Source organism: Micromonospora sp. WMMA1949 (assembly GCF_027460145.1).
Lineage (GTDB): Bacteria > Actinomycetota > Actinomycetes > Mycobacteriales > Micromonosporaceae > Micromonospora.
Genome location: NZ_JAPZBG010000001.1, coordinates 3934456 through 3960675, shown reverse-complemented (window position 1 = coordinate 3960675; position 26220 = coordinate 3934456). Strand labels below are relative to the sequence as shown.

Annotated in this window: 28 protein-coding genes; 9 read left to right on the top strand and 19 right to left on the bottom strand. The window is 72.5% G+C overall.

Going from position 1 to position 26220, the window contains the following annotated elements; translation table 11 throughout:
• The first annotated feature begins 195 nt into the window (after window positions 1-195).
• Window positions 196-2742 carry an aminopeptidase N gene (gene pepN, locus O7607_RS18740; RefSeq protein WP_269707022.1) on the top strand — a complete coding sequence of 849 codons (2547 nt, stop codon included), beginning with the start codon at window positions 196-198 and terminating at the stop codon, window positions 2740-2742.
• 139 nt (window positions 2743-2881) lie between these two features.
• Here pepN and O7607_RS18735 read toward each other — a convergent pair whose 3' ends face one another.
• The 14 genes from O7607_RS18735 to O7607_RS18670 all read right to left on the bottom strand — a co-directional run bounded on the left by O7607_RS18735 (window position 2882) and on the right by O7607_RS18670 (window position 15802).
• Window positions 2882-3295 (bottom strand): DUF5130 family protein, encoded by a 414-nt coding sequence (locus tag O7607_RS18735; RefSeq protein ID WP_269704519.1) that lies wholly within the window; start codon window positions 3293-3295, stop codon window positions 2882-2884.
• Window positions 3282-3563 carry an aa3-type cytochrome oxidase subunit CtaJ gene (gene ctaJ / locus O7607_RS18730; RefSeq protein ID WP_442929493.1) on the bottom strand — a complete coding sequence of 94 codons (282 nt, stop codon included), beginning with the start codon at window positions 3561-3563 and terminating at the stop codon, window positions 3282-3284. Before ctaJ ends, O7607_RS18735 begins: the two co-directional genes overlap by 14 nt.
• Before the next feature lie 73 nt (window positions 3564-3636).
• Window positions 3637-5109 (bottom strand): amidase, encoded by a 1473-nt coding sequence (locus tag O7607_RS18725; RefSeq protein ID WP_269704518.1) that lies wholly within the window; start codon window positions 5107-5109, stop codon window positions 3637-3639.
• 128 nt (window positions 5110-5237) lie between these two features.
• Window positions 5238-6233 carry an amidohydrolase family protein gene (locus O7607_RS18720; RefSeq protein ID WP_269704517.1) on the bottom strand — a complete coding sequence of 332 codons (996 nt, stop codon included), beginning with the start codon at window positions 6231-6233 and terminating at the stop codon, window positions 5238-5240.
• A 3-nt stretch (window positions 6234-6236) separates the two neighbouring features.
• On the bottom strand, window positions 6237-6761 hold the full coding sequence (locus tag O7607_RS18715) for a 3-hydroxyanthranilate 3,4-dioxygenase (RefSeq protein ID WP_269704516.1): 525 nt from the start codon (window positions 6759-6761) through the stop codon (window positions 6237-6239).
• Window positions 6754-7179, bottom strand: coding sequence for a RidA family protein (locus O7607_RS18710; protein WP_269704515.1), 426 nt, complete (start codon window positions 7177-7179; stop codon window positions 6754-6756). The genes O7607_RS18715 and O7607_RS18710 overlap by 8 nt, the downstream gene beginning before the upstream one ends.
• Window positions 7176-7949 carry a 2-keto-4-pentenoate hydratase gene (locus O7607_RS18705; RefSeq protein ID WP_269704514.1) on the bottom strand — a complete coding sequence of 258 codons (774 nt, stop codon included), beginning with the start codon at window positions 7947-7949 and terminating at the stop codon, window positions 7176-7178. Before O7607_RS18705 ends, O7607_RS18710 begins: the two co-directional genes overlap by 4 nt.
• Window positions 7946-9004: a 4-hydroxy-2-oxovalerate aldolase gene (gene dmpG, locus O7607_RS18700; protein ID WP_262014138.1), complete on the bottom strand. Its 1059-nt coding sequence runs from the start codon at window positions 9002-9004 to the stop codon at window positions 7946-7948. Before dmpG ends, O7607_RS18705 begins: the two co-directional genes overlap by 4 nt.
• Window positions 9001-9936 carry an acetaldehyde dehydrogenase (acetylating) gene (locus O7607_RS18695; protein ID WP_269704513.1) on the bottom strand — a complete coding sequence of 312 codons (936 nt, stop codon included), beginning with the start codon at window positions 9934-9936 and terminating at the stop codon, window positions 9001-9003. Before O7607_RS18695 ends, dmpG begins: the two co-directional genes overlap by 4 nt.
• A complete protein-coding gene (locus O7607_RS18690) occupies window positions 9933-10730 on the bottom strand; it encodes a 2-keto-4-pentenoate hydratase (protein WP_128138063.1) in 798 nt (265 codons plus the stop codon). The genes O7607_RS18695 and O7607_RS18690 overlap by 4 nt, the downstream gene beginning before the upstream one ends.
• Window positions 10731-10786: 56 nt before the next feature.
• On the bottom strand, window positions 10787-12268 hold the full coding sequence (locus O7607_RS18685) for a 2-hydroxymuconic semialdehyde dehydrogenase (RefSeq protein ID WP_269707020.1): 1482 nt from the start codon (window positions 12266-12268) through the stop codon (window positions 10787-10789).
• A gap of 20 nt (window positions 12269-12288) precedes the next feature.
• Window positions 12289-13626 carry an FAD-dependent oxidoreductase gene (locus tag O7607_RS18680; RefSeq protein ID WP_269704512.1) on the bottom strand — a complete coding sequence of 446 codons (1338 nt, stop codon included), beginning with the start codon at window positions 13624-13626 and terminating at the stop codon, window positions 12289-12291.
• Complete coding sequence (gene kynU, locus O7607_RS18675; protein ID WP_269704511.1) at window positions 13623-14903, bottom strand: kynureninase; 1281 nt, start codon at window positions 14901-14903, stop codon at window positions 13623-13625. The genes O7607_RS18680 and kynU overlap by 4 nt, the downstream gene beginning before the upstream one ends.
• Before the next feature lie 14 nt (window positions 14904-14917).
• Window positions 14918-15802 (bottom strand): tryptophan 2,3-dioxygenase, encoded by an 885-nt coding sequence (locus tag O7607_RS18670; RefSeq protein WP_269704510.1) that lies wholly within the window; start codon window positions 15800-15802, stop codon window positions 14918-14920.
• Between the two features lie 142 nt (window positions 15803-15944).
• Between O7607_RS18670 and O7607_RS18665 the strand changes: the two genes are divergently transcribed.
• The 3 genes from O7607_RS18665 (at window position 15945) to O7607_RS18655 (ending at window position 17851) form a co-directional block, all read left to right on the top strand.
• Window positions 15945-16385: an Lrp/AsnC family transcriptional regulator gene (locus O7607_RS18665; protein ID WP_269704509.1), complete on the top strand. Its 441-nt coding sequence runs from the start codon at window positions 15945-15947 to the stop codon at window positions 16383-16385.
• 78 nt (window positions 16386-16463) lie between these two features.
• Window positions 16464-16973, top strand: coding sequence for a hypothetical protein (locus O7607_RS18660; protein ID WP_135241659.1), 510 nt, complete (start codon window positions 16464-16466; stop codon window positions 16971-16973).
• 14 nt (window positions 16974-16987) lie between these two features.
• The gene (locus O7607_RS18655; protein WP_269704508.1) at window positions 16988-17851 is read left to right on the top strand and encodes a class F sortase; all 864 of its coding nucleotides are present in this window, start codon (window positions 16988-16990) and stop codon (window positions 17849-17851) included.
• A 9-nt stretch (window positions 17852-17860) separates the two neighbouring features.
• Here O7607_RS18655 and O7607_RS18650 read toward each other — a convergent pair whose 3' ends face one another.
• Window positions 17861-18400, bottom strand: a complete 540-nt coding sequence (locus O7607_RS18650; protein WP_013288071.1) for an HNH endonuclease — start codon at window positions 18398-18400, stop codon at window positions 17861-17863.
• A gap of 229 nt (window positions 18401-18629) precedes the next feature.
• Between O7607_RS18650 and O7607_RS18645 the strand changes: the two genes are divergently transcribed.
• From O7607_RS18645 to O7607_RS18635, 3 genes are all read left to right on the top strand, one after another.
• Complete coding sequence (locus tag O7607_RS18645) at window positions 18630-19685, top strand: mechanosensitive ion channel family protein (protein ID WP_433494073.1); 1056 nt, start codon at window positions 18630-18632, stop codon at window positions 19683-19685.
• 234 nt (window positions 19686-19919) lie between these two features.
• On the top strand, window positions 19920-21293 hold the full coding sequence (locus O7607_RS18640) for an MFS transporter (protein ID WP_269704506.1): 1374 nt from the start codon (window positions 19920-19922) through the stop codon (window positions 21291-21293).
• Window positions 21294-21371: 78 nt separating this feature from the next.
• Window positions 21372-21758: a globin gene (locus tag O7607_RS18635; protein WP_269707019.1), complete on the top strand. Its 387-nt coding sequence runs from the start codon at window positions 21372-21374 to the stop codon at window positions 21756-21758.
• Window positions 21759-21765: 7 nt separating this feature from the next.
• Here O7607_RS18635 and O7607_RS18630 read toward each other — a convergent pair whose 3' ends face one another.
• The 4 genes from O7607_RS18630 to ettA form a co-directional block, all read right to left on the bottom strand.
• Window positions 21766-22350, bottom strand: a complete 585-nt coding sequence (locus O7607_RS18630) for a YbjN domain-containing protein (RefSeq protein ID WP_269704505.1) — start codon at window positions 22348-22350, stop codon at window positions 21766-21768.
• A gap of 131 nt (window positions 22351-22481) precedes the next feature.
• A complete protein-coding gene (locus O7607_RS18625; RefSeq protein ID WP_269704504.1) occupies window positions 22482-23144 on the bottom strand; it encodes a hypothetical protein in 663 nt (220 codons plus the stop codon).
• Window positions 23141-23584, bottom strand: coding sequence for an acyl-CoA thioesterase (locus O7607_RS18620; RefSeq protein ID WP_269704503.1), 444 nt, complete (start codon window positions 23582-23584; stop codon window positions 23141-23143). The genes O7607_RS18625 and O7607_RS18620 overlap by 4 nt, the downstream gene beginning before the upstream one ends.
• Window positions 23585-23597: 13 nt before the next feature.
• Complete coding sequence (gene ettA / locus O7607_RS18615; protein WP_269704502.1) at window positions 23598-25274, bottom strand: energy-dependent translational throttle protein EttA; 1677 nt, start codon at window positions 25272-25274, stop codon at window positions 23598-23600.
• Between the two features lie 214 nt (window positions 25275-25488).
• On the opposite strand from ettA, the gene O7607_RS18610 reads away from it, so the two are divergent.
• Window positions 25489-25770 (top strand): hypothetical protein, encoded by a 282-nt coding sequence (locus O7607_RS18610; RefSeq protein ID WP_269704501.1) that lies wholly within the window; start codon window positions 25489-25491, stop codon window positions 25768-25770.
• The gene (locus tag O7607_RS18605) at window positions 25763-26149 is read left to right on the top strand and encodes a hypothetical protein (RefSeq protein WP_269704500.1); all 387 of its coding nucleotides are present in this window, start codon (window positions 25763-25765) and stop codon (window positions 26147-26149) included. Before O7607_RS18610 ends, O7607_RS18605 begins: the two co-directional genes overlap by 8 nt.
• The last annotated feature ends 71 nt before the right edge of the window (window positions 26150-26220 follow it).

Sequence of the window (26220 nt, the reverse complement as noted above, 5' to 3'; positions counted from 1 at the left end):
GGACCCGGCGCGGTCACCTCCGATCCTCACCCCGTACCGCATCGACCGGTACCGGAATGAGAGCGTGACCTCGACCACCGAGAGGGGTCCGTGCATGGAAGACTCGGTTCTCGACGGGCCGTCACGAGCGGCCGGGCAGAACCGGCGCCGCGGGGCGCGGCGAGACGAGTGGGATGGAGACGAACAGTGCCGGGAGTGCGCAACCTGACCCAGGTCGAGGCGACCGAGCGGGCCCGCCTGCTCGAGGTGACCGGGTACGACATCAGCCTTGACCTGTCGACCGCGGTGCAGCCCACCGGTCGTACGTTCCGCTCGGTGACCGAGGTCCGGTTCCGCTGTACCGAGCCGGGGGCGACCACATTCATCGAGACAGCCGCCGAATCGGTGCGGTCGGCCACGCTCAACGGGGAGCCGGTGGACCTGTCCGGCTGGTCGGCGGAGAAGGGCCTCACGCTCAGCGGCCTGGCCGCCGAGAACGTGCTGGTGGTCGACGCCGACTTCGGCTACTCCAACAGCGGGCAGGGCCTGCACCGCACCGTCGACCCGGTGGACGGCGAGACCTACCTCTACAGCCAGTTCGAGACCGCTGACGCGCAGAAGGTCTACGCCTGCTTCGACCAGCCCGATCTGAAGAGCGTCTACACCTGGCACGCCACGGTCCCGGACCACTGGCGCGTCGTGTCGAACATGCCGGTGGCCCGCGAGGAGGCCGCCGGTGAGGGCCTGAAGACCGTGCACTTCACCGTCTCGGAGCGGATGAGCACCTACATCACCGCGCTCTGCGCCGGGCCGTACCACGAGGTGCGCCGCAGCCACGACGGCATCGACATGGGCTACTTCTGCCGGGCCAGCATGGCGCCGCACATGGACGCCGACGACCTGCACCTGATCACCACGCAGGGCTTCGACTTCTTCCACGAGAAGTTCGGCGTGCGTTACCCGCTGCCCAAGTACGACCAGCTGTGGGTGCCGGACTTCAACGCCGGCGCGATGGAGAACTTCGGCTGCGTCACCCACGCCGAGTCGCACTACATCTTCCGCTCGCAGGTCACCGACTTCGAGTACGAGCAGCGCGCCAACACGATCCTGCACGAGCTGGCGCACATGTGGTTCGGTGACCTGGTCACCATGCGCTGGTGGAACGACCTGTGGCTGAACGAGTCGTTCGCCGAGTGGGCCAGCCACTGGTGCAACACGCACGCCACCCGCTTCACCGACGCCTGGACAACGTTCCTGTCGATCCGCAAGAACTGGGGTTACCGGCAGGACCAGCTCTCCTCCACCCACCCGGTCTACTGCGAGATGCCGGACCTGGAGGCCGTCGAGGTCAACTTCGACGGCATCACGTACGCCAAGGGCGCGAGCGTGCTCAAGCAGCTCGTCGCGTACGTGGGTGAGGAGCCGTTCCTGGCCGGCCTGCGCGCCTACTTCGGCAAGTACGCCTGGGGCAACGCCACCTTCGACGACCTGCTCTCCGAGCTGGAGGCGGCCTCGGGCCGGGAGCTGCGCAAGTTCGCCGCCCAGTGGCTGGAGACCGCGCAGGTCAACACGCTGCGCCCGGAGGTGACGATCGGCGCCGACGGCACGTACGAGCGGGTGGTGGTCCGGCAGGAGGCGCCGTCCGGCTACCCGACGCTGCGTACCCACCGCATCGGCGTCGGCCTGTACGACCTGACCGGCGGCCGGCTGGTGCGCCGCGAGCTGGTCGAGACGGACGTGACCGGCGAGCTGACCGAGCTGTCCGAGCTGTACGGCAAGCCGGCCGCCGACGTGCTGCTGCTCAACGACGAGGACCTCACGTACGCCAAGCTGCGGCTGGACGAGCGGTCGATGGCGACAGTGGTGCAGCACATCGCCGGCTTCGACTCGTCGCTGGCCCGGGCACTGTGCTGGACGGCCGCCTGGGACATGACCCGCGACGCGGAGCTGTCGGCGCGCGACTACGTGGCGCTGGTGCTGGCCGGGCTGACCGCCGAGACCGACATCAACCTGATCACCGCCACACTGCGGCAGGCGACCACCGCGCTCACCTTCTACGCCGACCCGGAGTGGGCGCCGACGGGCTGGGCCGACCTGGCGCGTACCGCGCGGACCGCGCTCGCGGCGGCCGAGCCGGGCAGCGGCTTCCAGCTCGCCTGGGCCCGGGCGTACGCCTCGTCGGCCCGCTCCGGCGAGGATCTGGCCACGCTGCGCGGCTGGCTCGACGGCAACGGGGTGCCGGAGGGTCTGACCGTCGACACCGAGCTGCGGTGGACGGTGCTCCAGTCGCTCGTCGCCAACGGCGCCGCGGGCGCGGCCGACGTGGACGCCGAGCTGGCCGCCGACCGTACCGCGAGCGGCGAGCGGGAGGCCGCGTACGCGCACGCGCTGGTGCCGACCGCCGAGAACAAGGCCGCGGTGTGGGCGCTGCTCACCGGCCCGGACGCGCTGCCGAACTGGCGTAACCGGGCGCTGCTGCAGGGCTTCACCCACCCGGCGCAGGTCGAGCTGACCGCGCCCTACCGGGAGCGCTACTTCGCCACGGTGGACCAGGTGTGGGCGCAGCGCGACAGCGAGCCGGCGCAGGAGTTCGTCCAGCTCGCCTACCCGGCGTACCTGGTCGAGGAGGACACCGTCGCGGCCACCGACGCGTGGCTGGCCCAGGACGGCCGGCCGGCGTCGCTGCGGCGGCTGGTGGCCGAGGGCCGTGACGGCGTGGTCCGCGCGTTGAAGGCCCGGGAGCGGGACGCGCGCAGCGCCTGAGTGAGGCACGTCGGCCGGGGCCGGCGCGGGTGGCAGCCCGCGCCGGCCCCGGCCGCTGTCGTGAGGCCCGCACCGCCGGCGCACGAGAAAGCCCGGCCCGCGTGTGCGCGGGCCGGGCTTCGTCGTGCGTGCGGGCGGGTCAGCCCTTGCCGGCGTGGCTGGCGAGCTGGTCGAGGCCCTGGATGATGCCGCCGGCCAGGTCGCCGCCACCGAAGGCGGCCACCATGGAGAGCGCGGCCAGCTTGGCGTACGTGTCCGGGATGCGCTTGCGCGCGTACTTGCCGGTGACGATCTCGAGCTGCCGCTGGTTGGGCGACACCGCGATCAGCACCGAGCGGTCCGGCTCGGCGAGCTGCCGGTGCAGCCGCTCGGCGTGTTCCCGGATCGGCTCGTCGAGGCCGCCGACGTAGACCGAGAAGACCAGGCCGGTGCCCTGGTCGGCGAGGCGCAGCGCCTCGTCGATGCGGAGCAGCTGACGGGTCGAGAACGGTCCGTCCAGCACCTCGGGCGGGGTGCCCGTCCCTGTCGTGGGCCGCGCTTCACCAACGGTCACTTGCGCCTCCGGTTCCACCGGCCGGTGCCTCCCGGCCGGCCTGCTCCTGCTTGCGGCTGGTCAACGCCGGCGCCTGCGCCCCGGCGGCCAGCGCCGTGCCGGCCGAGTCGGCCAGCTGCTCCGGACGGCCCAGGAACCAGACCGGAGTGAAGTCGAAGGGCCGACCCGGCCGGTAGCGCTTGGCACCGCCACCGCTGCCGCGGCTGCCGGCTGCCGCCAGGGCGGCGATCAGCAGCACCGCGGCGACCGGGATGCCGACGAAGACCACCAACGTCTCGGTAACAGACAATCCCAACGCCCCCAGGCGGAAAGAGAGACCAGGAATGGTGCGGAACGGCCGGTCAGGACCGGTCGCGCCCCACGTCACTTGTGATGTTCACGTTAGCGGAGTCGGCGGCCCGCCAGATTGCGGGGTGCTGATCCCATCCGTCACTCCGGTGCTCCAGTTGCGCGGCAGTGGCGAGCAGTGTCGCGTCGTCGCCGTACCGGCCGGTGAGGAGCACCCCCACCGGAAGCCCGCCGGCGGTCCGTCCGACCGGCAGCGAAACGGACGGATCGCCCGTGACGTTGAAGACCGCACAGTACGGCGAGAAGCGCCGCTGCCCGTCGAAGTCCTCCGCCGGTTCGAGGGCGGCGAACGCGCCGACCGGCGCCTGCGGGCTCGCGAGCGTCGGGCAGAGCAGCAGGTCACACCCGGCGGTACGGCGTATCCCACGGCGTACCTGCGCCTGGAGTTCGCCGAGCGCGGCGATCAGCCGGGCCGCGCCGAGCGCCTCTCCGCGCTCGCGCAGGTACCGGGTCAGCGGCAGCAGGTCGCTCTCCCGCCCGGCCGGTACGGGGGTGACCGCCAGGGCGTACCAGACGGTCTCGAACAGCGGCCACGCCTCGGGGCCGAGCGGCGCGGGGACGTCGACCACCTCGTGGCCGGCGTCGGTGAGCAGCGCGGCGGCCCGGTCGACGGCGGCCACGCAGTCGGGGTGGACCGGTTCGTCGGCGAGCATCGGCGTGGTGAACCGGCCGACGCGCAGCCGGCCGGGGCCGGCGAAGCGGGCGGCGCGGGTGACGCCGAGGTAGCCGCCGGCTGGCCCGGCCGGCGGCAGGTACGGCTCGCCGGGCACCGGCCGCGCCAGCACGTCGAGCAGCGCGGCCACGTCGGCGACGGTACGGCCGATCGGCCCGTTCACCGGCAGCCCGAAGCCGCCGAAGCCGAGCGGCCCGCCGGAGACCATGCCCCGGCTCGGCTTGTAGCCGACCAGGCCGCACAGCGCGGCCGGGATACGCAGCGAGCCGCCGCCGTCGGAGCCCTGCGCGACCGGGACCAGCCCGGCCGCGACGGCAGCGGCCGCTCCGCCGCTGGATCCGCCCGCGGTGTACGCGAGGTCCCACGGGTTGCGGGCCGGCGGGGCGACCAGTCCTTCGGAGTAGAGCGAGCAGCCGAGTTCGGAGGTGGTGGTCTTGCCGAGGCTGACCAGGCCGGCGTCGGACATGAGGCGGACCACGTCGGCGTCGACGGGCGGGACGAAGTCGGCGAAGGCGGCCGAGCCGAAGGTGGTGCGCACACCGGCGGTGAGCGTGAGGTCCTTGACCGCGGTCGGCACCCCGTGCAGCGGGCCGCGTTCGTCCGCCGCGACCGCGTCGGCGGCGCGGGCGGCGGTCCGGGCCCGTTCGGCGGTGACGGTGACGAACGCGCCGACGGTGTCGCCGAGCGCCTCGACCCGGCGCAGGTGGTGCTCGACCAGTTCCAGGCTGGACAGCTCGCCGCGGCGGATCGCGGCGGCCTGTTCCAGCGCGGTCAGGTCGTGCGGCTCGGCCATGCCGTCCATCCTGCCGGTCCGGCGGCCGGGAGGCCGGGCGACACGTCCGGCCGGCGGGTCCGTACCCGGGAACAGCGCCGGGTGCGTCCGTCGGCACTAGGGAGACGACGGACGCACCCGCGCCGGCTTCAGCGGCCGAGGAACCGCAGCGCGTTGCCCCCGAGCAGCGCGTCCCGCTGCGCGTCGGTGAGGAAGTCCGCCCGGTGCACCACGTCACCGACCGGCCGCTCCCCCAGCGGGTACGGGTAGTCGCTGCCGAGCAGCACCCGCTCGGCGCCCATGGTGTCCACCAGCAGCCGCAGCGCGGCCGGTTCGAAGACCACCGAGTCGACGTGGAACCGGTCGACGTAGGAGCTGGGCGGCGCGCTGGACGCGCCTCGTACCAGGTCGCCGCGGCGGTGCCAGGCGTTGTCGGCGCGGCCCAGCCAGAACGGGAAGCTGCCGCCGCCGTGGGCGAAGCAGATCCGCAGCGACTCCGGCACCCGGTCGAACACGCCGCCGAGGATCAGCGCCAGCACCGACAGATGCGTCTCGGCCGGCATCCCGGTCAGCCAGCGGGCCATCCACCGGTCCAGCCGAGGGCCGCCCGGCATGTCCCACGGGTGCACGAACACCGGCGCGCCGACCTCGGCGCAGTGGGTCAGGAACTGCACGATGCCCTCGTCGTCCAGATCCCGGTCGCCGACGTGGTTGCCGATCTCCACCCCGGCGTGCCCGGCCGACAGGCAGCGGTCCAGCTCGGCGCAGGCCGCGTCCGGGTCCTGCAACGGCACCTGGCAGAACGGCACCAGCCGCCCGTTGCCGGCCGCGGTGACCTCGAGCGTGAGGTCGTTGAAGATCCGGGCCACCTTGACCGCCTGGTCGGCCGGGCGGTCGTAGCTGAAAAACACCGGAGTGGGCGAGACGACCTGCACGTCCACGCCGTCGGCGTCCATGTCGGCGAGCCGGGTCGGCGCGTCCCAGCACTGCGCGCCGATCGGGCGGAACTCCGTCTCCCCCACCATGATCATGGCGGCGCGCTCGGAGTCCACCCGCAGCCAGGGCCAGCCGGACCCGCCGCACGCCGCGGCGAGGTCCGGCCACCCCTTCGGTACGACGTGCGTGTGCACGTCCACGACCGGCACGCGTCAGCCCTTGCCCGGGTGCAGCGCGCCGCAGTTGTCGCAGGTGCGGGCCTTCTCGTCGGCGTAGAACGCGGCGAAGACCGGGGGCAGGTCGGCGGCGATGTCGCGGACCTGCAACTCCACCTCGTGCACCTTGTGGTCGCACTCGGCGCAGTACCACTGGAACTTCTCCAGCGTGCCCTCCTCGCGGACCCGCTCGATCACCATGCCGATCGAGCCGGCCTCGGGACGCTGCGGCGAGTGCGGGGTGTTGCGCGGCAGCATCCACATCTGACCCTCGCGCACGTGCACCGTACGCGGCCCCTCGGGGAGCATCAGGTTGATGTGCATGTTGCCCTTGACCTGGTAGAAGAACTCCTCGTACGGGTCGACGTGGAAGTCCGTGCGCTGGTTCGGGCCGCCCACCACCATGACGATGAAGTCGTCGCTGCCGGGCAGCATCTCCTTGTTGCCCACCGGGGGCTTGAGCAGGTGCTGGTTCTCGCCGATCCAGCCGGAGAAGCTGAACGGCTCGGCGATCTCACTCATGGGAACCTCCCGACGGAAGTAGGGCGACAGCCTGCATCTCGATCAGCAGATGCGGGTGCGGAAGCTGGTGCACGGCGACTGTGGTCCGGGTCGGCCCGGTGGCGTCGAAGAACTCCGCCCACACCTCGTTGTAGCCGCCGAAGTCGTTCATGTTGACCAGGTAGGTGGTGACCTGCACCAGGTCGCTCAGGTCGGCGCCGACCGAGCGGAGCAGGTCGCGGATGTTCTCCACCACGGCCCGGGTCTGCTCGCGGATGTCCAGGTCGGTGGTGCCGAACTCGTCCACCGACACCCCGGCGAACGTGTTGTCCGGCCGGCGCGACGACGTGCCGGAGACGTAGACGAACCCGCCGGCCACCTTGACGTGCGGGAACGCGCCGCGCGGCACGGCCTTCCCGGCCACCACGCGGGCCGTCATGGGATGGCCTTCAGGGAGGCGGAACCCAGCTTCTCCACTGTGGCGCGGACGTGCGCCCCGGGGCGCAGCGGCACCGCGGCGGTGGCCGCGCCGGCCAGGAACACCCAGCCCTTGCGCAGCCGGACGCCGTGCCGGCCGGCCAGCCGCAGGCCCTCGTCCAGCGCGCGGCACGGGTCGCCGAGGATGGCTGCGGTCGAGCCGACCTGTGCCACCCGCCCGTCGATCTCCAGGACCACGCCGAGGTTGTCCAGCCCGTCCGGCACCGGCGACCACGGCCCGACCACGAACGCGGCGGCCGAGGTGTTGTCGGCGATCACGTCCGGCAGCGAGAAGGTGAAGTTCGCGTACCGGGAGTCGATCAGCTCGATCGCCGGGGCGACCGCCCGTACGGCACGGGTGAACGAGCCGACCGGTTCGCCCGGGTCGGGCAGCCGGTCCAGCAGGAACGCCACCTCCGGCTCGACGCGCGGGTGGATGAAGTCGACCACGTCGACGCCGCCGCCGTCCGGTACCCGCATCACGTCGGTCAGCCGGCCCCAGATCACCTCGTCCACGCCGACCTGCGCCATCTTGGCCTTGCTGGTCAGCCCCATCTTGAGGCCGACCAGCCGCTCACCCCGGTCGAGGCGGCGCTGCACCAGCGCGGTCTGCACCGCGTACGCGGCGTCGACGTCGAGGCCGGTCTCGGCGGCCAGCTGCGGGATCGCGGTGGCGTCGTCGGCCGCCGCGCCCAGCTTCTCCGCGATGCCGGCGATGTCCGGCCCGATCATGAGTTGCTCTCCTTGCTCGCCAGGTCCAGTGCCACGTCCACGATCATGTCCTCCTGGCCGCCGACCATCCGGCGACGGCCCAGCTCGACCAGGATCGAGCGGACGTCCACGCCGTACTTGGCCGAGGCCCGCTCGGCGTGCCGCAGGAAGCTGGAGTAGACGCCCGCGTACCCCAGGGAGAGCGTCTCCCGGTCGACCTGGACCGGCCGGTCCTGCAACGGGCGGACCAGGTCGTCGGCGGCGTCCATCAGCGCGAACACGTCGCAGCCGTGCTTCCAGCCGTGCAGCTCGGCGACCGCGACGAAGACCTCCAGCGGCGCGTTGCCCGCGCCCGCGCCCATGCCGGCGAGCGACGCGTCCACCCGGACGGTCCGCCCGGACGGCGAACCCAGCGGGCCGTCGCCGAGGATCCGGCCGTGCTCGACCGCCAGCACGCTGTTCGCCACACCCAGCGACAGGTTGTGGTGCGCGTGGATGCCGATCTGCGTCTCGGGTTCCAGCACCTGCCGGTACGCGTCGACGCGCTGCGCCACGTCCGACATCAGCAGCCGCCCGCCCGAGTCGGTGACGTAGACGCAGTGCGCGCCGTACGACTCCATGAGCTTGGCCTGCGCGGCCAGCCCGGCCGGGTCGTTGAGGTGCGACATCATCAGGAACCCGGAGACGTCCATGTCGTTCTCCCGGGCCCACGCGATGTGCTGGGCGGAGATGTCCGCCTCGGTGCAGTGCGTGGCGATCCGGACGCTCGTCACGCCGAGCGCCTTGGCCGCCTTCAGGTCGGCGATGGTGCCGATGCCCGGCAGCAGCAGCGTGGTGAGCCGCGCGGTGGTCAGCACCTCGGCGGCGGCGGCGATCCAGTCCGCGTCGGCGGCGGCGCCGTGCCCGTAGTTGACGCTGGAACCGGCCAGGCCGTCGCCGTGCGCCACCTCGACCGCCGCCACACCTGCGGCGTCGAGCGCGGCGGCGATGGTACGCACCTGGTCGACCGTGTAGCGGTGGGCGATGGCGTGCATGCCGTCGCGCAGCGTCACGTCCTGGATGTACAGATCGGTCATCGGGGTGCCCCCTCCGGGGAACGCAGCGCCACCAGCCGCTCGGCGGTACGCAGCGCGGCCGACGTCATGATGTCCAGGTTCCCGGCGTACGCGGGCAGGTAGTGCCCGGCGCCGGAGACCTCCAGGAACACCGACACCTGCAGGCCGGTGAAATGCCGGCCCAGCACCGGCGCGTACGTGTCCACGGCGTCGAACTGCACGTCCTGCTTGAGCCGGTAGCCGGGCACGTACTCCTGCACGGCGGCCACCATGTCGGCCACCGAGGCGGCGATCTTCACCCGGTCGGCGTCGGCGTCCGGGCACAGGCAGTAGACCGTGTCCCGCATCAGCAGCGGCGGGTCGGCCGGGTTCAGCACGATGATGGCCTTGCCGCGCTCGGCGCCGCCGACCACCTCGATGGCGCGGGCGGTCGTCTCGGTGAACTCGTCGATGTTGGCCCGGGTGCCCGGACCGGCCGACTTCGAGGCGATCGAGGCGACGATCTCCCCGTACGCGACGGGGGTGACCCGGCCGACCGCGTGCACGATCGGCACCGTCGCCTGCCCGCCGCAGGTCACCATGTTGACGTTCGGCTCGCCCAGGTGCTCGTCGAGGTTCACCGGCGGCACCACGTACGGGCCGATCGCGGCGGGCGTCAGGTCGACGACGGTGCGGCCGTGCGCCCGCAGCACCTCGTCGTGCCGCTTGTGCGCGCCGGCCGAGGTGGCGTCGAAGACGAGCTGGACGTCGGCGAACTCGGGCAGCGCGACGAGGCCGTCGACGCCCTCGGCCGTGGTGGTCACGCCGAGCCGGCGGGCCCGGGCCAGACCGTCCGAGGCCGGGTCGATGCCGGCCATCGCCACCATGCGCAGGCTCTCACTGAGCCGCAGCACCTTGATCATCAGGTCGGTGCCGATGTTGCCCGACCCGAGCACCGCCACTCCGACAGTCATGAGGTGGCCTCCTTCGAGAAACAGGTACGCACCGAGCCGAGCCCGGAGATGCGCGCCTCGTACGCGGCGCCGGGCGTGACCGGCACCATCGGCCCGAGCGCGCCGGAGAGCACCACGTCGCCGGCCTTGAGCGGGTCGCCCGCCCGGGCCATGGTCGCGGCCAGCCACTGCAGCGCGTGCAGCGGATTGCCGAGGCAGGCCGCGCCCGCGCCGACCGAGACGGGCTCACCGGCGTGCTCCAGCACCATGCCGCACAGCCGCAGGTCGACGTCGGCGAGCCGCCGGGGCGCGGTGCCGAGCACGAACAGCCCGCTGGACGCGTTGTCCGCCACCGTGTCCACGATGGAGATGTCCCAGTCGGCGATCCGCGAGTCGACGATCTCGATGGCCGGCAGCACGTGGTCCACCGCCCGGATCAGGTCGACAGTGGTGACCCGCTCGTCCGGCAGGTCCGCGCCGAGCACGAAGGCGATCTCCGCCTCCACCCGCGGCTGGAGCAGCCGGTCGATCGGCACCTCGACGCCGTCGCCGACGGCCATGTCGTCGAAGAGCACCCCGAAGTCGGGCTGGAAGACGCCAAAGCTCTCCTGGACGGTCCGCGACGTCAGGCCGATCTTCGCGCCGACGCGGCGGTGTCCCTTGCCCAGCCGCTGCCGGGTGTAGACCTGCTGCACCTGGTACGCGGCCTCGATGTCGCCCTCGGGCAGCAGCCGGCCGCGCAGCGGCGGGCAGGGCTTCCCGTCCTGCCGGGCCACTGCCAGTTCCCGGTTGGCGGCCTCGATGTCCACGGTCATGGCGGCTCCTCGCTTACGTCGCTGGGGATTCCGGCCATTCTGCCCACCACGCGCGCTCATGTGAGATCCACGCAGACGTTGGTGAGCTCGGAGTAGAAGTCGAGCGAGTGCACGCCGCCCTCGCGGCCCACACCCGACGCCTTCACCCCGCCGAACGGGGTGCGCAGGTCGCGCAGGAACCAGGTGTTGACCCAGACGATGCCGGCGTCGAGCCGGGCGCCGGCCCGGTGCGCCCGGCCCACGTCCCGCGTCCACACCGTCGCCGCCAGGCCGTAGGCGGTGCCGTTGGCCAGCGCGAACGCCTCGTCCTCGTCGTCGAACGGCGCGACGTGCACCACCGGGCCGAAGATCTCCTCCTGGTTGGTGCGGGCGTCCGGGCCGAGTCCGGTGAGCACCGTCGGCTGCACGTACGCCCCGCCGTCGCGGGCGTCGCCGAAGCGCGGCGTGCCGCCACCGGCGCGCACCTCGGCGCCCTCGGTGCGGGCCAGCGCGTAGTGGCCGAGCACCTTGTCCCGGTGCCCGTGCGAGATCAGCGGCATGTTCGCCGTCGCCTCGTCGTCCGGCCAGCCGTACGCCAGCTCGCCGGCGCGCTTGGCCAGGCGCGCGGTGAACTCCTCGAACACCGGCCGCTGCACGTAGATGCGCTCGGTGCACAGGCACACCTGGCCGCCGTTGGTGAAGCTGGACCGCACCGAACCGGCGACCGCCGCGTCCAGGTCGGCGTCGGCGAACACCAGGCCGGCGTTCTTGCCGCCCAGCTCGAAGCTGACCGCCTTCACGCCGTCGGCGGCGGCGCGCATGATCGCGCTGCCGGTCGCCGACTCGCCGGTGAACGTGATCGCGTCCACCCCGGGGTGCCGGGTCAGGTGCTCGCCGGCCGAGCCGGGGCCGAAGCCGTGCACCAGGTTGAACACGCCGTCCGGCACGCCCGCGGCGGCCATCACCTCGGCCAGCAGCGTGGCCGAGGCGGGGGTCTCCTCGCTGGGCTTGACCACCACGGCGTTGCCGCAGGCCAGGGCCGGGGCGACCTTCCAGGTGAGCAGCAGCAGCGGCAGGTTCCACGGCACGATCACCGCGACCACGCCGACCGGCTTGCGGACCGCGTAGTTCAGCGCCCGGCCCCCGGCCGGGGTGACTGTGGTGAACGACTCGGTGGGCGCGGTGGCCACGATCTCGGCGAACGCCCGGAAGTTGGCCGCGCCGCGCGGGATGTCGAGCGTCCGGGCCTGCGAGATGGCCTTGCCGGTGTCCGCGACCTCGGCGGCCACCAGGTCGTCGAAGCGCCGTTCCAGCTCGTCGGCGACCCGGCGCAGCACCTCGGCGCGTTCCCGCTCCCCCATCCGGCCCCACGGGCCGCGCAGCGCCGCACGGGCCGCCGCGACCGCGTCGTCCACTGTCGACTGCGATGCCTCGGCCACCTCGAACACCGGCTCGCCGGTGACCGGGCTGCGCTTGGTGAACCGGGAACCGGCGTCGACGAACTCGCCGCCGACGAAGTTGCGCAGCAGGCCGGGGCCGTCCGGTGCGTGCCCGGTCATCAGCCGGGGATCCCAGAGCGTCATCGCCGCCGCCCCAGCGCCGCGCGGACCCCACCGGCCAGCAGCGCGACCGCGCCGGCCGCGACCGCGCCGACCACCGCGTACTGCGCGCGCACCCGGCGGCGCACCTGCGCGTACGGGGTGGTGGAGAAGGAGACCAGCTCGTACTGGGAGACGTAGCGGCCGGGCAGCGCGCGCTCCAGCGCGTGCTCGACCTGCTTGCGGGTGCGGAACACCGGCGAGGCGACCTTGTCCCGCATCTCCACGAAGTTCGCGAGCGCCATCCGGGCGATCGCCTCGGCGTTGTCCTGGCGGCGGTGCTGGAACAGCGGCAGCGCGGCGGCCCACTCGTCGTCGCACTCGTCGAGGCAGCGGTCCAGCTCGACCACGTCCTCGAACGCGCAGTTCGCGCCCTGGCCGTAGAACGGCACGATGGCGTGCGCGGCGTCGCCGATCAGGCCGACCTTGCCTGCTACCTGCCACGGCGTGCAGCGCACCGTGCCGAGCACACCGACCGGGTTGTGCTGGTAGTCGTCGACCAGGTTCGGTGCGAGCGGGACCAGGTCCGGGTAGTGGGTGGCGAAGAACTGCTCGATCGCCGCCGGGCTGCTGAGCGAGGCGAAGCTGCGGGTGCCGTGGGTGGGCCAGAACAGCGTGCAGGTGAAGGAGCGGTCCGGGTTCGGCAGCGCGATCATCATCGAGGTGCCGCGCGGCCAGATGTGCAGCGCGCCCGGGTCGAGCGCGAACTCCCCGCCCAGCGGCGGGATGGTCAGCTCCTTGTAGCCGTAGTCGAGGAAGTCCAGGCTCTCCGTCACGCCGCCGTACGCGAGCAGTTGCCCGCGCACCGCGGAGCCGGCGCCGTCGGCGCCGAGGACGACCGAGGCGGTGGCGGTGACCTTGCCCTGCGGCGTCTCGAACGTCATCTCGCCGCCGAGAGGGTCGAGCCCGACCAGCCGGTGGTCGAACGCGACGCGCACGTTCGGCAGCGCGGCGGCGGCGTCGAGCAGCGCGTTGTTCAGCGCGCCCCGGCTGATCGAGTTGATCGCCCGGTCCCCGGAGCCGCTGTAGGACTGGAACTCCGGCTCGCCCTCGACCGGGTGGATCATGCGGCCGCGCATCGGCAGCGCGTCCGCCATCACCTCGTCCTCCAGGCCGATGCGGCGCAGCGCGTCCAGGCCGCGCTCGGACAGCGCCAGGTTGATCGACCGGCCTCGCTCGACGGTGCCGGTACGCGGGTCGGGCCGCCGCTCGTAGAGGGCCACCGGGTAGCCACGGCGGGCCAGGTAACAGGCCAGCAGGCAGCCGGCCAGCCCGGCGCCCACCACCGCGATCTCGTCGCGCTCACTCCTCGCGCTCACGAGCCCTCCTTCTCAAACGTCGCCGCCAGCGCCTCGGCGACCCGCCAGCAGTCGTGGTACGTGGAATACAGCGGCACCGGCGCGAACCGGACGATGTCCGGCTCCCGGGCGTCGGCGACCACGCCGTGCTCGTGCCGCAGGCGCTTGGTCAGCTCGTTCGCGCTGCCCACCCCGATACGCACGGAGAGCTGGCAACCGCGGCGAGCCGGGTCGCGCGGGGTGACCACGGTGAGCGGACGGCCCGGCGTCACCTCGTCGAGCAGCTGCTCCAGCCAGGCGGTGAGCCGCAGGCTGCGCTCGCGCAGCGCCGGCATGCCGACGGAGTCGAACAGCTCCAGCGACGTCCGCACCGGGCCCATCGCGAAGATCGGCGGGTTGGAGATCTGCCACGCCTCCACGGTGGCCGGCGGCCGGGACACCGGGGTCATCTCGAACCGGGTGGCCGCCTCGGTGCTCCACCAGCCCTCGAACCGCGGGATCGACGGGTCGCCGAGGTGCCGCTCGTGGACGAAGACGCCGCCCAGCGCACCCGGGCCGGAGTTGAGGTACTTGTACGAGCACCAGGCGGCGAAGTCGACGTCCCAGTCGTGCAGCGCCAGTGGCACGTTGCCGACGGCGTGCGCCAGGTCCCAGCCGACCACCGCGCCCGCGGCCCGGCCGGCGGCGGTGATGGCGGGGATGTCCATCAGCTCGCCGGTCAGGTAGTTCACGCCGCCGAGCATCAGCAGCGCCACCGTGTGACCCTCGCGGGCCAGGAAGTCCAGCACGTCCTCGGTGCCGAGCGTGTCGGAGCCGGGGCGCGGCTTGAGGCGTACGACTGTGGTGTCCGGGTCCAGGCCGTGGAAGCGGGCCTGGCTGCGCACCGCGTAGCTGTCCGAGGGGAACGCGCTGTCCTCGATCACGATCCGGGTGCGCTCGCCGGCCGGGCGGTAGAAGCTGACCATCAGCAGGTGCAGGTTGACGGTCAGGGAGTTCATCACCACGGTCTCCGCGGGCAGCGCGCCGACCAGGCGGGCGGCCGGTGCGGTCAGCAGCTCGTGGTACGGCAGCCACGGCCGCTCCGACTCCAGGTGCCCCTCGACGCCCAGGCGCTGCCAGGCGTCCAGATCGGCGAGGAGTTCGTCCCGGGTGGCCCGGGGCTGCAGGCCGAGCGAGTTGCCGGCGAGGTACGCCGTGTCGGGGTAGCGCCCGCCGTCGGCGGGTGGGATGTGGAACAGGTGCCGGTGGCCGGGGTCGGCGGCGTCGCGGCGGAGGGCTTCGTTCTCGGGGGTGTGCATGCTGTTCTCTCTCGTCACATCGCGGTGCGGGCCGACCACAGCTCCGGGAAGACCACCCGGGCCATGCTGCGCTGCAACCATGCCAGTCCGGCGGAGCCGCCGCTGCCGACCTTGGCGCCCATCGTGCGCTGGACGGCCTTGACGTGGTTCCAGCGCCAGTCGCCGAACTCCTCGGCGACGTCGGTGAGCGCGTCACCGAGCAGGCGCAGGTGGTTGTCCGGGCCGTTGTCCCCGTAGATCCGCACCCAGGCCGCCTCGATCGCGGGGTGCGCCTCGTGCTCGGCGTTCACGTCGCGGGCCAGCAGCTCGGCGGGCACGTCGAAGCCCTTGCGGGCCAGCAGCGCCACCACCTCGTCCCAGAGGCTCGGGACGGCGAGCGCGGCGGTCAGCTCGTCGTACACCTCGGTCTGCCGGCGGAACGGGCGGATCAGCGCCCGGTCGCGCAGGCCGAGCAGGAACTCCAGCTGCCGGTACATGGCGGACTGGAAGCCGGAGCCCTCGCCGAGCCGGTCGCGGAAGCGGTTGAAGTCGGCCGGGCTCATCCAGCGCAGGCCGTGCCACGCGGCGTTGAGGCCCTCCAGGTGCAGCGCGGCGCGGCGCAGCGGGGGCAGCGCCTCCCAGATCCGGTCCTCGCGCAGCTCGCGCTTGGCGTGCCGAAGTTCGTGGCAGGTCAGGCCGAAGTACAGCTCCATGATCTGGCTGACCATCAGGAAGGACATCTCGCCCGGGTCGTCGCTGAGCGGCTCCTGGAGCCGGTGCAGCGTGCTGGCCCGTACGTACGCGTCGTACGGCACGCGGTCGGCGAACTCCAGCGTCGGCTCGCCGCCGTTGCGCGCCGCCCGAGCCGCCCGTTCCTGGGGGGTTACCGGGCGCACCGCCGTCGTCTGTTCCACAGTCATTCTCCGTCCGTGCGCGGGGTAGAAATCATGATCCCGCTGGTGGGCGCGCGAATGGAATGCCTGATCAACGGCGGTATGGTGGTCTCACTTCGCGAACTGAAACCATCTCGCGTCGCCGTCTTTACGGAAGGAAGGTCCGCGCGTGGACGACATGGACTGGGCCCTGCTGCGCGAACTCCAGGCCGACGCCCGGCTGTCGTACAGCGAGTTGTCCCGCCGGGTCCACCTGTCGCCGCCCGCTGTGGCCGAGCGGGTACGGCGGCTGGAGGAAGCCGGAGTGATCACCGGCTACCACGCCCACGTCGACCTGACCCGGGCCGGGCGCACCGTGCTCGCGCTGATCCGGATGTCCTGCTACGGCGCGCGCTGCATCCTCAACGACCCCGAGGTCACCGGCTGGCCGGAGATCATGGAGATCCACCGGATCACCGGGGACGCCTGCAGCATGCTCAAGGTCGCCGCCACCAACATGGGCGAGTTCGAGGAGGTCATCGACCGCCTCGCGCCGTACGGGCAGCCGTCCAGCACCATGGTGCTCTCCACCCCGCTGGCCTGGCATCCGGTGGTCAAGGCGCCTCGTTAGCTTCCCCTGCCCTCCGGGAAAGCAGGCGCCGCTGCCCGTCAGTGGTCCGGCGCACCGTCGCGCCGGGAGGGGGGAACCATGCGAGGGCTCCTGTCACATCGTGCGTTGTCGTCCCTGCTGGGCCTGTTCGGCCTGGTGGCGGCGTTCGTCCTGACCACCGCGCCACCGGCCCGGGCCGGGGAGAGCGTGTTCATCGAGGTGACGCCGAACAGCGTCCAGGCCGGATCCCGGGTGAACCTGCGAGCCGGCTGCGACAACAGCAACAACCGCCAGGCGCAGGTCACCTCGGACGCCTTCGGGCGGGTGACGCTGCGGCCGGACAACGGCTTCCTCACCGGCTCGGTCACCGTGCCCGGCAACAAGGCGCCGGGCGACTACCCGGTGAACCTGGACTGCTCCAACGGCAACACCGCCTCGACCATGCTCACCGTGCTCAACATGGCGCAGCCGAGCAAGGGGCCGGCGACCGGCGGCGGTGGCACCGCGGGTAGCCGGGGCACGGGCTCGCTGCTGCTGGTCGGCGGTCTGGTCGCGGTAGCAGTGGTGGCCGGTGTGAGCGCCCGCCGCAAGACCGGCGGCCGTGCCTGACGAGAGGTGCCACCATGGCCCGCTCATCGCGCCGCCGGGGCCGTACCGGACCGGCGGCGGACCGCACCCGCCGCCGCGCCGCCGCGCGCCGGTCGGCGGAGCGCACCGGACGGCTCCGGGCCGCGCTGCGGCTGACCGGCCGGGCCGCGCGCCGGTTCGCCCACGTCGCCGGGCACGCGTTCACGGCCAGCGTCGCCACCGCGGACCCCCGGTCCGGCCCGGTCCCGGCCCGCGCCACCAGGACCACCACCCGCCGGTACGCCCCGAGCCGCAGCCCCGGGGTCCCGGTGCTCGTGGTGGCGAGCGTGATGGCGCTGATCGTGGCCATGCTCGGGCTGGAACGGGTGACCGGGGTCAGCGTGCTGCCGGACCGGATCGTCGCCGGCCTGCGCCCGCCGCCGAAGAAGTTCCCGGTGCTGCCGGCCAGCCCACCGACCAACCTGAGCATCGGCAAGCTCGACCTGCGCGCGCCGGTGCACCGGGTCGGCATCGCGCCGGACGGCAGCATCGACGTGCCGGACGTGGAGCGGGCCGGCGAGGTCGGCTGGTACGACCAGGGCCCCACGCCCGGCCAGTACGGCCCGGCTGTGCTCGTCGGGCACGTCGACACCACCACCGGGCCGGCGGTCTTCCACGGCCTGAAGGACCTCGAGGACGGCGACCGGATCGAGGTGTCCCGCGAGGACCGCTCGGTGGCGGTGTTCGAGGTGACCTCGATCGAGCGGTACGGCAAGGAGAAGCTGCCGGTGGAGGACGTCTACGGCGACTTCAGCCGGCCCAACCTGCGGCTGATCACCTGCGGCGGGCGCTGGGTGGGCGGCGAGACCGGGTACGCGGACAACCTGGTCGTCTACGCGTCGCTGGTCAAGGCGCGCTGAGGGCGCCGGTCAGGCCGCCTCGGGCTCCGGCTCACGCAGGTCGAGCCAGTCCGCCCAGCGCGGGTCGGGGGCGCGGTGGCCGAGCACCCGCCAGGCGGCTCCTTTGGGCGCGGCCGGCAGGTGGTGCAGCCGCCAGCCCAGCTCGGCCGGGGTCTTGTCGCCTTTGGTGTGGTTGCACCGCGCGCAGGCGGCGACCACGTTCTCCCAGGCGTGCCGGCCGCCCCGGCTGCGCGGGAAGACGTGGTCGATGGTCTCGGCCGGCCCCCGGCAGTACGCGCACCGCCACCCGTCGCGGGCGAACACGGCCCGCCGGGACAGCCCGACGTGGGTGCGGTAGGGCACCCGGACGTAGCGGGTCAGGCGTACCACGGAGGGCACCGGTAACGCGTTCCGCGCGCTGTGCAGGATGCCCTCGCCGTCGGCGACGCAGACCGCCTTGGCGGAGAGGACGAGGATCGCGGCACGACGCACCGACACGACGCACAGGGGCTCGTAGGTGGCGTTGAGAACGAGTGCACCGGAGCCCGCCGTGGGTCGTATGTCAGGCATCGCGCTCACCCTCCCGGTCCAGTCGCTCCGCCCCGTCTGCGTCGGAACCGCCCCGCGGACAGCGCGGAACGGTTCCGACGCCGGCCGGATCACCCGACGTCCGTTGCGCCAATAGTCCCTGATCGCGCCCCGGATTGCACGTACTAATCCCGGGCTACCCCCGCCGGTAGCGACACTTCGCCGAGGTGGCGGTGTCCGTCGTCCGCCAGGCGTGCGGTACGAAAGCACAGTGAACGTCTCCGACCTGATCTCCGCCGTGCTGGCCGCCGTCTCCGACCGGAAGCCGGACTGCCAGGGCAGCAGCTCCTGCGAATGGGTGTACCGGGTGACCAACTCCGCCTGGTTCGCCGAGAGCAGCTACTGGATCCTGTTCAAGCCGCTGCGGGTGGCGCTGATCCTGCTGCTCGCGGTGGCCGCCCGGTGGGCGCTGCACCGGACCATCAACCGGCTGGTGCGCACCACCACCGAGGGCGCGGTGCCGACCATGCTGCGCCCGCTGCGCGAGCGGATCCCCAGCGCCTCGCTCGACCCGGACCAGTTCGTGCCGGAGCGGCGGCGGCAGCGGGCCGAGGCGATCGGGTCGGTGCTGCGCAGCATGGTCACCGCGTTCGTCTTCGGCATCGCGCTGCTGATGGTGCTCAAGGAGTTCAGCTTCGATCTGGCTCCGCTGCTGGCCAGCGCGGGCATCGCCGGCGTGGCGCTCGGCTTCGGCGCGCAGAGCCTGGTCAAGGACCTGATCGCCGGCCTGTTCATGCTGATCGAGGACCAGTACGGCGTCGGCGACACGGTCGACCTGGGCGAGGCCACGGGCGTGGTCGAGGCGGTCGGGCTGCGGGTCACCACGGTCCGGGACGGCCGGGGCGTGCTCTGGTACATCCGCAACGGCGAGATCGTCCGGGTCGGGAACAAGAGCCAGGGCTGGGCGCTGGTCGTGGTCGACCTGCCGATCGGGTTCGCCGGCACCGAGGAGGCCACCGCCGTGCTGCGTACCGCGGCGGCGTCGGTGGCGCTGGACCCGGAGCTGGCGCCGAGCATCGTGGAGGAGCCGGAGGTCCTCGGCGTCGAGCAGATGACAGTCGACGGCGCGGTGATCCGTACCGTCGTCAAGACCACCGCGGACGGGCAGTTCGCGGTCGGCCGCGAACTGCGCCGCCGCCTCGCGGAGGCGCTGGAGAACTCGGGGATCGTCGCGCAGATCGCGGCCGCCCGGCTGTTCCCGGGCCTGCCGGTCCAGCCGCCGGCGCCGCCCGCCGCCGAGGGGACGGGCACCGCCGGACCCACCTGAGTCGCCGCACGAGCCGGACTATTTCCGGGGGTCGCGCACCGCGCGGCCCCTCGGGTATCGTCCGTTCGTTCAGTCGGAGATGCGACGATCAATCCGTTCGCCCTAGCCAGTTGTCAGACGATCGGGCAGAATCCGGTGCACACGCTCCACCGGGGGGCGTGCTCGTGTCCTCGCTGATCGGTTGATCTGACGACGGTTCCCGGTCGGGCCATCACAAGTGGTCGACCAGGAACGATGGAGGCGACGGTGTCCGATGCGCGACCCGCCCAGGAGGGCCCGGCCACCTTCCGGGACGTCTTCGGTCAGTCGGAGTTCCGCGCCATCTTCGCCGCCAACACCCTCTCCTGGGTAGGCGACTACCTGGCCCGCGCCGCGGTCACCGTGCTCGTGCTGCGCGAGACCGACTCGGTCGCGCTCTCCGCCGCCGCGTTCGCCGCCAGCTACCTTCCCTGGCTGGTCGGCGGCCCCCTGCTCTCCGCGCTCGCCGAACGGCACCACTACCGGCGGGTCATGGTCATCTGCGACCTCCTCCGGATGGCGCTGATGGCGCTGGTCGCGATGCCCTGGGTGCCGACCTGGTCGATCTTCGCGCTGATCTTCCTGGCCACGCTCGCGAACCCGCCCAGCCAGGCGGCTCGGTCGGCGCTGCTGCCGCACATCCTGACCGGGGACCGGCTGGTCGTGGGCCTGTCCGCCTTCGCCAGCGCCGGTCAGGCCGCCCAGGTCGTCGGTTACCTGATCGGCGCCACGGTGGCGGCGCTCAACCCGAACACCGCGCTGCTCATCAACGCCGGCACCTTCGCCCTGTCGGCCGCGCTGGTCCGCTTCGGCGTACGCGAGCGACCACCGGCGATGGCCGACGTGCACCGCAGCCACCTGCTGCGGGAGACCGTCCAGGGCTTCCAGATCGTCTTCGAGCGGCCGGTGCTGCGCGCCATCGCGGTGCTGGTGTTCAGCGCGATGCTCTTCTCCATCGTCCCCGAAGGGCTGGCCGCGGGCTGGGCCGCCGACCGGGCCGGGGGCCGGATGGACGCGGGCACCGCCCAGGGGCTGATCATGGCCGCCGTCCCGGTCGGATACATCCTCGGCGGGCTGACCATCAGCCGGCTCGTCGGCCCGGAGCGGCGACTGACGCTGATGCGACCGTTGATGATCATCGCGCCGGCGACACTCGTACCCGCGCTGTTCAACCCGCCGCCGACGGTGGTGGCGCTGCTGGCCGCCGGGTGCGGTTTCGCCGTCGCCGGGCTCGTCCCGGTCGCCAACGGCCTGTTCGTGCAGGCGCTGCCGGACGGATTCCGGGCCCGGGCGTTCGGCGTCATGGCCAGCGGCACGCAGGTCATCCAGGGCGCCGCGGTGCTGGCCACGGGCGCGCTCGCGGAGCGGTTCTCGGTCCCGTCCGTGGTCGGCGTCTGGAGCGCCGCCGGGGTTCTGATCATGATCGTCGCGGCGCTCGCCTGGCCCCGGCCGCAGGTGATCAACGAGGCCATCGCGGCCGCCCGCGCCGAGTCGCCGGGCGGCGCCGGAGCGCCGCCCGCGCACGCGCACGGCCCGGCGTCGGGCGACCGGAACCGCGAGCACGGCCGGCGCCGGCACGCGGTGACGTGATCCGCGCCGCCCGGCGGGCGGGCGCGGGTGCCGGGCCGCACCTGGCAGGATGGAAGGGTGACTTCCCCAGGCGAGTCGATGCCCCTCTTCGAGGCGATCGGCGGCGAACCGGCCTTCCGCAAGCTGGTGGACGAGTTCTACGCCGGCGTCGCCGACGACCCGCTGCTGCGGCCGATGTACCCGGAGGAGGACCTCGGCCCGGCGGCGGACCGGCTGACCCTGTTCCTCATGCAGTACTGGGGTGGCCCGCACACCTACTCGGAGCAGCGCGGCCACCCGCGGCTGCGGATGCGGCACGCCCCGTTCCGGATCGGCGCGGCCGAGCGGGACGCCTGGCTGCGCCACATGCGCCGGGCGGTGGACACGCTCGACCTGCCGCCGCAGATCGCCGCCGCGCTGTGGGACTACCTGGAGCGGGCCGCCTACTTCATGGTGAACGCGATGGAGGACCCGGCCGCGGGCTGAGCCCGGCTCAGAGCAGGGCGCCCTCGTCGTGCAGCCAGTCGACGAACGTGACAGCGACAGCGGCGCCGCAGTCGAGCATCTCGACCAGCAGCGCGTCGTGGGCGCCGGCGCCGAGCGGGACCTGCAACTCGGCGTAGATCGGGAGCTGACCGCGCTCGGTCGGGTCGCCGATGTACGCCTTGCAGAAGCGCCGGGTGTGGTTCCACTCGTTCACCACGCGGTAGGCCCGGTCGGCCCAGTCCGGCGGGACGGTCGCGTGCGGGCGGGCCCGCATCACCAGGATCTCGTCCTCCGGGCCCTCCAGCGCGACGAGCACCGCATGCCGCTCCCACATGGCCAGCAGGTTGCCGTCGCCGTCGGCCAGATAGCGCACGTCCAGCAGGTCGAGCGCGTCGCAGACCCGGCTCAGGGTGACCGGAGCGACGGTGGCCGGCATGTCCGTGAGGACCGGACGCTCGGGTGGCGCCACGTCGTCCCCCGGCTGCCGAGGGGTCGGTGGTCCGACCCGGATGGTGTCATCCACTGTGGTCCCGCTTCGAGTCTCCGGCTCCCCGCCAGCGGCGGGACCAGGGCGCCATGACCACCACGGCATCGCTCGCGCACCTCACTCCCCAGCGGATCCGGACGCCTACGGTGCGTTGGATCCGAGGATGGACGGTACCCGGACAGACGGCTTGAGGCATCCCCCCAACGACCGCCCCAAACCGGAAGGACGAACCGGGGTCATCCTTTCGGATGACCACCTGTCGGCCTGAGTGCAAGATCGGCGACGGACCGCGACCAGGCCGACCCGAACGGTCCGACGAGCCCGACCCATCGACCAGCCGCCCGCACCTGAACGTCGTCCTCGCCGGTGCCGAGGAAACCCATCCGGACCAGCGCCTGGACCAGTCGCTGCGACACCTCCACCGGATTGCCCGGCGCCTCGTCCGGGGTCACCACCACGGCGACGTGGTCCAGCAGCGCGTCCCGCAGCACCCGCTGCCCGACCGCACGGCCGCCCACGCCGTGCGTCGCCGCCTCGCGCAGCGTCAGGGCCGCCGCGTCCGCGATCCGGAGCAGCTCGGCGCCGGGCAGCGCCTCCACCGCCCGGCTCGCCGCCGGTGGCAGCTGCCACCGCCAGCCGTCGTCCCGGCGTACCGGAAGCGCCGCACCCCCGGCGGAGAGTTCGGCCAGCAGCTCCCCCGCGGCCACCGTGACGTCACCGGGGGCGGTGCCGGGCACGGTACGGACCACGAGCACACCCCACGGCAGCCGCGCCCAGAGGGCGGTACGGCCCGCGCCCGGCACCGGCCGCAGCCGGACCACCGTGGCCGGGTCGAACCGGACCAGCCGGGCCAGGAAGGCCCCGGCGTCAGCCGTTCCGGTCAACCCGTGCCCGGTCATCCGCTCAGCCCCGGCGCGTAGCGGAGCAGGAACGCCCGCTCCTCCGGCGAGATCCGGCGCGGGCGCTGCGCCGACAGGTCGAACGGCACCAGCAGCGAGCGGGCGGTGCCGGCCAGCGTGTCGCCGTCGTACAGCTCGTACGCGACCGAGAAGGACGCGGCCCGGATCTGGTCGACCCACAGCTCGATCCGGACGGTCGGGGCGGCCTCCGCGCTGGCCCGGCCGAGCGCGTAGTCGACCGGGCGCAGGTAGTCGACCTCGTGCCGGCGGATGACCACCCCGTCGGCGAACGAGCCCACTCCCCACGCCCGGCCGCCGGCGAACATCATCGCCACCCGGGCCTCCTCGTAGAGCGTGAGGAAGCGGGCGTTGTTGACGTGCCCGTACGCGTCCAGGTCGGACCAGCGCAGCGCGCAGTGGTAGACGAACCGGTCAGACAAGGGTCAGCACCGGTCAGTCGCGGGTGAGCTTGCGGTAGGTCACCCGGTGCGGCCGGGCCGCCTCGGCGCCGAGACGGTCGACCTTGTTCTTCTCGTACGCCTCGAAGTTGCCCTCGAACCAGAACCACTTCGCCGGGTTCTGGTCGTCGCCCTCCCAGGCCAGGATGTGCGTGGCGACCCGGTCCAGGAACATCCGGTCGTGGGAGATCACCACGGCGCAGCCGGGGAACTCCAGCAGCGCGTTCTCCAGGCTGGACAGCGTCTCCACGTCCAGGTCGTTCGTCGGCTCGTCGAGCAGGATGACGTTGCCGCCGATCTTCAGCGTCAGCGCCAGGTTGAGCCGGTTGCGCTCGCCGCCGGAGAGCACCTTCGTCGGCTTCTGCTGGTCCGGCCCCTTGAAGCCGAACGCGGCGATGTACGCCCGGGACGGCATCTCGACCTTGCCCACCATGAGGTGGTCCAGCCCGTCGGAGACGACCTCCCAGACCGTCTTGTCGCCGTCCAGGCCCTGCCGGTTCTGGTCGACGTACGACAGCGAGACGGTCTCGCCGACGCGCACCGAGCCGCTGGTCGGCTGCTCCAGCCCGACGATGGTCTTGAACAGCGTGGTCTTGCCGACGCCGTTCGGGCCGATGATGCCGACGATGCCGTTGCGGGGCAGCGAGAACGACAGGTTGTCGATCAGCACCCGGTCGCCGAACGCCTTGGTGAGGTTCTGCGCCTCGATCACGGTGTTGCCCAGGCGCGGGCCCGGCGGGATCTGGATCTCCTCGAAGTCCAGCTTCCGGGTCTTCTCCGCCTCGGCGGCCATCTCGTCGTAGCGGTCCAGACGGGCCTTGGACTTGGTCTGCCGCGCCTTGGCGTTCGAGCGGACCCACTCCAGTTCCTCGGACAGGCGCTTCTTCATCTTGGCGTCGCGGCGACCCTCGACGGAGAGCCGGGCGGCCTTCTTCTCCAGGTAGGTGGAGTAGTTGCCCTCGTACGGGTACGCCCGCCCGCGGTCCAGCTCCAGGATCCAGTTGGCCACGTTGTCCAGGAAGTACCGGTCGTGGGTGATCGCCAGGACGGTGCCGGCGTACTTGGCCAGGTGCTGCTCCAGCCACTGCACGCTCTCCGCGTCCAGGTGGTTGGTGGGCTCGTCGAGCAGCAGCAGGTCCGGCGCCTCCAGCAGCAGCTTGCACAGCGCCACCCGGCGGCGCTCACCACCGGAGAGCGTGGTGACGTCGGCGTCCGGCGGCGGGCAGCGCAGCGCGTCCATGGCGAGTTCGAGCTTGGAGTCGATGTCCCACGCGTCGGCCGCGTCCAGCTCCTCCTGGAGCTTGCCCATCTCCTCCATCAGCTCGTCGGAGTAGTCGGTGGCCATCTGCTCGGCGATCTTGTTGAACCGCTCCAGCTTGGCTTTGGTCTCGGCGACCGCCTCCTCGACGTTGCCGAGGACCGTCTTGGCGTCGTTGAGCGGCGGCTCCTGCGCGAGCATGCCGACGGAGTAGCCGGGCATCAGCCGGGCCTCGCCGTTGCTGGGCCGGTCCAGCCCTGCCATGATCTTGAGGAGGCTGGACTTACCGGCGCCGTTCGGACCGACCACCCCGATCTTGACACCCGGCAGGAAGTTCAGCGTCACGTTGTCGAGCACGACCTTGTCGCCGTGCGCCTTGCGCGCCTTGTCCAGGACGTAGATGAACTGGGCCACGGTGCGGGCTACCTCCGTCGGTTGCGATCGCGGGCTTGTCGGGTGCGGGGCGCGGGCGTCGATCTCCGCCTGCCACCGCCGGCCGGGAGCCGGCCGCGCGCACGCCGCCGTCAATCCTGACAGGTACGGACCGCCACGCCCACATCACCCCACCCCAGGGGTACGGCGGCGAGCCGCGTTGCCGACCACGGTACTACTCGCTAACGTCTTCAGTATGACCAAGAAGATCGCCATCAGCGTCCCCGACGACGTGGCCGAACGACTGGCCCAGGAGCCGAACGTCTCCGCGTTCGTCACCGAGAGCGTGCGGCGGCGGATGGCGGGCGAGCGCACCCGGCACACGCTCCGGCAGGTCGGCTTCCGGCTGTCCGACGGCGGGCTCGCCGACGCGGGCCACGCGCTCGACGAGGCCCAGGCGAAGATCACCCCGGAGCTGCGCGCCCGGGCCGCCGCACTGCTGAGCGAGCCGTCACGTGGACGGCTGACCCGTGACTGACCCCGGGCTGGTGCTCGACACCGCCTGCCTGCTGGCCTACTCGGAAGGCACCGAGGCGATCGGGGAGCAGATCGCGTCGGTCGCGGATCGGGGGCAGACGGTGATCGTGCCGGCGCTGTGTCTCGCCCAGGCGTACCAGCAGGTGGCCGTCGACGGCTGGCGCCTGCTGGACATCCTCGGCGAACTCGACCACGTGGTCGTCACGCCGGTGGCGCACGACATGTGCATGTTCCTCGGCGGCTGGTCGCGCACGCTCCTGAGCACGGACCTCGCCCAGGTGGCGCTGGAGGCCGCGCGGGCCACCACACCGATCATGAGCGACCGGCGGGAACTGCTCGGTGAGGTGCTGCCGAAGGAGTGGCCGATCATCGACCTCTGAGCCTTAGGTGTCGACAAGATCACGCGGTGGGTTCGGCGGTTCTGGGACGGGTAGGTAACTCCGGCACGGGG